We start from the raw sequence: 4,157 nt of genomic DNA on the forward strand, positions 1-4,157 counted from the left end.
TGCATGCGCTGGTCCTCGGCCTCGCGCAGCAGGCGTGCCTGGCGCTCCTGCGCGGTCTCGTTCGACGGGGCCGGGCGGCGCGGCGCAGCGGCGGCTGCCGCGGTGGGCTGCGGCGGCGGCGGCGGCGGCGGCGCAGCGGGGGCGGGCGTCGCCTCGGGCGCGCCGCCCTGCGGACCGAGCACGCGGCGACGCTTCACCTCGACCACCACCGTATTGCTACGGCCGTGGCTGAAGCTCTGCTTCACCTTGCCGGTCTCGACCGTGCGCTTCAGCCCCAGGGGCGCGCGCATTCCGAGTTTCGGCTTGTCGTTGTCGGTATCGCTCACTCACATTCCTCGTCTGTCGTCACGGCCGTTTGCGCCCGGACGGAACCGGGCGCCGATGCGCCTTGCGCGGCCGTAGCGCAAGGTGCGTGGATAGGATCAGGGCCGATAAATTGCAGCCAGCGGCCGAGCGCTTCGCCCAGCCGGCCGGCCGCCGCGCGGTCGATGACGCCGATGTGTACCACATTTTCGCGGCCCAGCGCCAACGACAATATGGGGCGGTCGACCGGCAACGCCAAGCCCTTCAGCGAACTTCCTTCTTCGTCGCGGCCCACGCGCCACGCCTGTGCCAGCCGGCGCACACCGTCGTCGCTGGCGTCGGCGGCATGATAGAGCGCGTGCAGCTTGCCCGCGCGCGCCGCCTTCTCGATCCGCTCCGACCCGGTCAGCAGCGTGCCGGAACGCGATTCGAGCCCCAGCCGGTCGAGCGCGTTGCGTTCCAGCGCGGCGGCGACCAGCGCGGGCAGATCGTCGGGAACGGTCAGCGCCGCGCCCTTGAACGCGCGCGCCAGCGCGCCGCGCAGCTTGCCCTTGGCGATCGCCGTCTCCAGCTCCGCGCGATCCACACCGATCCACGCACCGCGACCAGGCGCCTTGGCGCGCACGTCAGGCAGCACCCGCCCGTCCGGCGCCAGCGCCAGCCGGATCAGCTGCGCCGGCGACGCGCGCTCGCGGTTGAGGATGCAGGAGCGTTCGGGCGCGGCGGTCATGCGGCGCCTCCGTCCGTCATGCCGGGCGTGACCGGGGATCCATGACGCCGCGAGCGCAGCGTTCGCGGATCGATGGCCCCCGGCGCAAGGCCGGGGTGACGAAAATGGTGGAGCGTTAGCGGCTCATTGCGAGGGTTCCGCATGCGCGTCCTCCCTCGGTTGCGCGCGCGGCGGCTGGTCGCGGTGCGCGATCAGGATGCCGCCGGCGCCGTAATTCTCGGGGGAGACTTCCTCGATCACGACCTGGACCGCGGCGGGGGATTTGCCCAGCCGCGTGACCAGCGAGGACGTGACATCGGCCACGATCCCCGCCTTCTGCTCCACACTCGCGGTGCCGGCCAGTCGGATCGATACGAACGGCATCAGGCGTCCTGCTGCTCCTCATCGGCCGTTTCGCCCGCCGGTTCCTCCCCCGGCTCGTCGTCGAACCAGTGCGCGCGCGCGGCCATGATGATCTCGTTGCCCTGCTCCTCGGTCAGGCCGTACTCGCCCAGCACGCCGCCCTTGTGCTCGGGACGCTTCGGGGCGTCCTCGTTGCGACGGCGCGGTTCGACGCGCTTCTTCTCGATCAGCTCGTCGGTCGCCAGGTCGGCCAGATCGTCGAGCGTCTTGATCCCGGCCTTGCCCAGCGTGACCAGCATCGCCTCGGTCAGATATGGCAGCTCGGCCAGCGCATCCTCGACGCCCAGCGCCTGCCGCTCCTCGCGGTTGGCCTGTTCGCGGCGATCGAGCGCTTCCTGCGCACGGCTCTGCAGCTCCTGCGCCAGATCCTCGTCGAAGCCCTCGATGCCCGCCAGTTCGTCCAGCTCGACATAGGCGACCTCTTCCAGCGCGCCGAAGCCCTCGGCGACCAGCAGCTGCGCCAGCGTCTCGTCGACGTCCAGCTCGTTCTGGAACGTCTCGGAATTCTTGACGAACTCCTGCTGGCGCTTCTCGCTGGCGTCGGTTTCGGTCAGGATGTCGATCGCCTTGGCGGTCAGCTGGCTGGCGAGGCGCACATTCTGACCACGGCGCCCGATCGCCAGCGACAGCTGGTCGTCGGGGACGACCACCTCGATCCGGTCCTCTTCCTCGTCGATCACCACGCGCGCGACGTTGGCGGGCTGCAGCGCGTTGACGACGAAGGTCGCGGTGTCGGGCGACCACGGGATGATGTCGATCTTCTCGCCCTGCATTTCCTGCACGACGGCTTGGACGCGGCTGCCCTTCATGCCGACGCACGCGCCGACCGGGTCGATCGACGAATCGTGGCTGATGACGCCGATCTTGGCGCGGCTGCCCGGATCGCGGGCGGCGGCCTTGATCTCGATGATGCCGTCGTAGATCTCGGGCACTTCCTGCGCGAACAGCTTCTTCATGAAGTCGGGATGCGCGCGCGACAGGAAGATCTGCGGCCCGCGGTTCTCGCGCACCACCTTCAGGATCAGGCTGCGGATGCGGTCGTTGACGCGCACCACCTCGCGCGGGATCTGCGCGTCGCGGCGGATCACGCCCTCGGCACGGCCCAGGTCGACGACGATGTGGCCGAACTCGACGCGCTTGACGACGCCGGTGATGATCTCGCCCGCGCGGTCCTTGAATTCCTCATACTGGCGCTCGCGCTCGGCGTCGCGGACCTTCTGGAAGATGGTCTGCTTGGCGGCCTGCGCCTGGATGCGGCCGAATTCGATCGGCGGCAGCGGATCGACCAGATAGTCGCCCACCGCGGCGCCGGCCTGCAGCTTCTGCGCGCCCTTGACGTCGACCTGCTTGTAGATGTCGTCGACTTCCTCGACCACCTCGACGACGCGCCACAGCCGCAGGTCGCCGTTGTTCGGGTCCAGCTTCGCGCGGATGTCCATTTCCTGGCCGTAGCGCGTGCGCGCGGCGCGCTGGATCGCGTCCTCCATCGCCTCGATGACGATCGCCTTGTCGATCATCTTCTCCGACGCGACCGAATTGGCGATCGCGATCAGCTCCGCACGGTTGGCGGTGACGCCGGTGGCCATCAGTGGGTTTCCTCTGCTTCGTCCGTCGTGGCGGACGTGTCCAAAATCTCTTCGTCGGCGCCGTCCATCGACAGCGGCACCGTGGCAGCGATCAGCCGGTCGGTCAGCACCAGTTTGGCATCGGCGATCAGCGCGAACGGCGCGTGCGCGACCTCGCCGGTGCGCGGGTGGCGGATCGCGATCAGGCCGTCGGCGTCGATCCCCTCCAACTCGCCCTTGAACTGCTTCTGCCCGTCGACCGCCTCGGTCAGGACGATCCGCGCCTCATGCCCGGTCCAGTCGGCGAAGTCCTGGCGGCGCGTCAGCGGGCGGTCGATCCCCGGCGACGACACTTCCAGCCGGTACGCGCCCTCGATCGGGTCGCGGCCCTCGGCCTCCATCGCGTCGAGCACGTCGGACAGCCGCCGCGACAGCTCCGCGCAATCGTCGATCGTCAGCTGGCGCGTGTCGGGCCGTTCGGCCATCACCTGCAGCGTGCGTTCGTCGTCCTTCCCGAACAATCGCACGCGCACCAGCGCGAAGCCGAGCGCCTGCGCCTCCGGCTCGATCAGACGGGTGAGGGTGTTGATATCGTTCAAGCGGACCTTCCGGACATGCGTTTTTCGCCGCCGCGGAGCGAACCCCGCAGCCCCTTGCACCTCGCGATGTAAGAGAAAGTACGGGCGATATAGCCGTGTTGCGCCGCCGCCGCAAGCCTTCTGGCGGAACCAAGCCGCCGCTGTCATCTTTGAGCCATATCGTATCGCCGCGTCGAGGGAGTGTGCCGCCGATGATCCGCCCGCTGATGTTCACCGCCCTGCTCGCCGCCTCGACCGCCTGCACCGGGGAGGAGGCGAACGGCCCGGCCCCGGCGCCCACCGCCACGCCGTCGCCCGCCGCCAGCGCCACGCCCGCCGGCGGGTTCGCGACGACCGCGGTCGCGCAGTTCGATTCGCCCTGGGCGATCGCCTTCCTTCCCGATGCGCGCATCCTGGTGACGCAGAAGGACGGGCAGATGTTGCTGGTGTCCGCCGACGGCCGCCAGCGCCGCACGATCGCGACGCTGCCGGTCAGCTCGGCGGGGCAGGGGGCGTTGATGGATGTCGTCGCCGCGCCCGATTTCGCGCGGTCGCGGCGGGTCTATTTCAGCTATTCGG

6 protein-coding genes are annotated in these 4,157 nt (G+C 69.7%); 1 reads left to right on the forward strand and 5 read right to left on the reverse strand.

Going from position 1 to position 4,157, the window contains the following annotated elements; translation table 11 throughout:
* The 5 genes from AX685_RS13680 to rimP all read right to left on the reverse strand — a co-directional run.
* Window positions 1-326, reverse strand: a 326-nt coding sequence (locus tag AX685_RS13680; RefSeq protein WP_197418618.1) for a translation initiation factor IF-2 associated domain-containing protein, incomplete at its 3' end; no start/stop codon positions are given.
* Window positions 323-1,033 (reverse strand): DUF448 domain-containing protein, encoded by a 711-nt coding sequence (locus AX685_RS13685; RefSeq protein ID WP_066489615.1) that lies wholly within the window; start codon window positions 1,031-1,033, stop codon window positions 323-325. The genes AX685_RS13685 and AX685_RS13680, both read right to left, overlap by 4 nt.
* A 123-nt stretch (window positions 1,034-1,156) precedes the next feature.
* Complete coding sequence (locus tag AX685_RS13690; RefSeq protein ID WP_066489617.1) at window positions 1,157-1,396, reverse strand: tautomerase family protein; 240 nt, start codon at window positions 1,394-1,396, stop codon at window positions 1,157-1,159.
* Entirely contained in the window at window positions 1,396-3,021 is a 1,626-nt protein-coding gene (nusA, locus tag AX685_RS13695; RefSeq protein WP_066489619.1) for a transcription termination factor NusA, read from the reverse strand. The genes AX685_RS13690 and nusA overlap by 1 nt, the downstream gene beginning before the upstream one ends.
* The gene (gene rimP / locus AX685_RS13700) at window positions 3,021-3,599 is read right to left on the reverse strand and encodes a ribosome maturation protein RimP (protein WP_066489621.1); all 579 of its coding nucleotides are present in this window, start codon (window positions 3,597-3,599) and stop codon (window positions 3,021-3,023) included. The genes nusA and rimP overlap by 1 nt, the downstream gene beginning before the upstream one ends.
* A gap of 191 nt (window positions 3,600-3,790) precedes the next feature.
* Between rimP and AX685_RS13705 the strand changes: the two genes are divergently transcribed.
* On the forward strand, window positions 3,791-4,157 hold a 367-nt coding region (locus AX685_RS13705; protein WP_197418619.1), incomplete at its 3' end, for a PQQ-dependent sugar dehydrogenase.

It is taken from the genome of Sphingomonas sp. CCH9-F2, from assembly GCF_001556735.1.
GTDB classification, from domain to species: Bacteria; Pseudomonadota; Alphaproteobacteria; order Sphingomonadales; family Sphingomonadaceae; genus Sphingomonas; species Sphingomonas ginsenosidimutans.

Excerpts from the sequence above, each read along its gene's own strand:
- AX685_RS13685 (WP_066489615.1), bottom strand. The coding sequence starts at position 1,033 with ATGACCGCCGCGCCCGAACGCTCCTGCATCCTCAACCGCGAGCGCGCG.
- AX685_RS13690 (WP_066489617.1), bottom strand. The coding sequence starts at position 1,396 with ATGCCGTTCGTATCGATCCGACTGGCCGGCACCGCGAGTGTGGAGCAG.
- nusA (WP_066489619.1), bottom strand. The coding sequence starts at position 3,021 with ATGGCCACCGGCGTCACCGCCAACCGTGCGGAGCTGATCGCGATCGCC.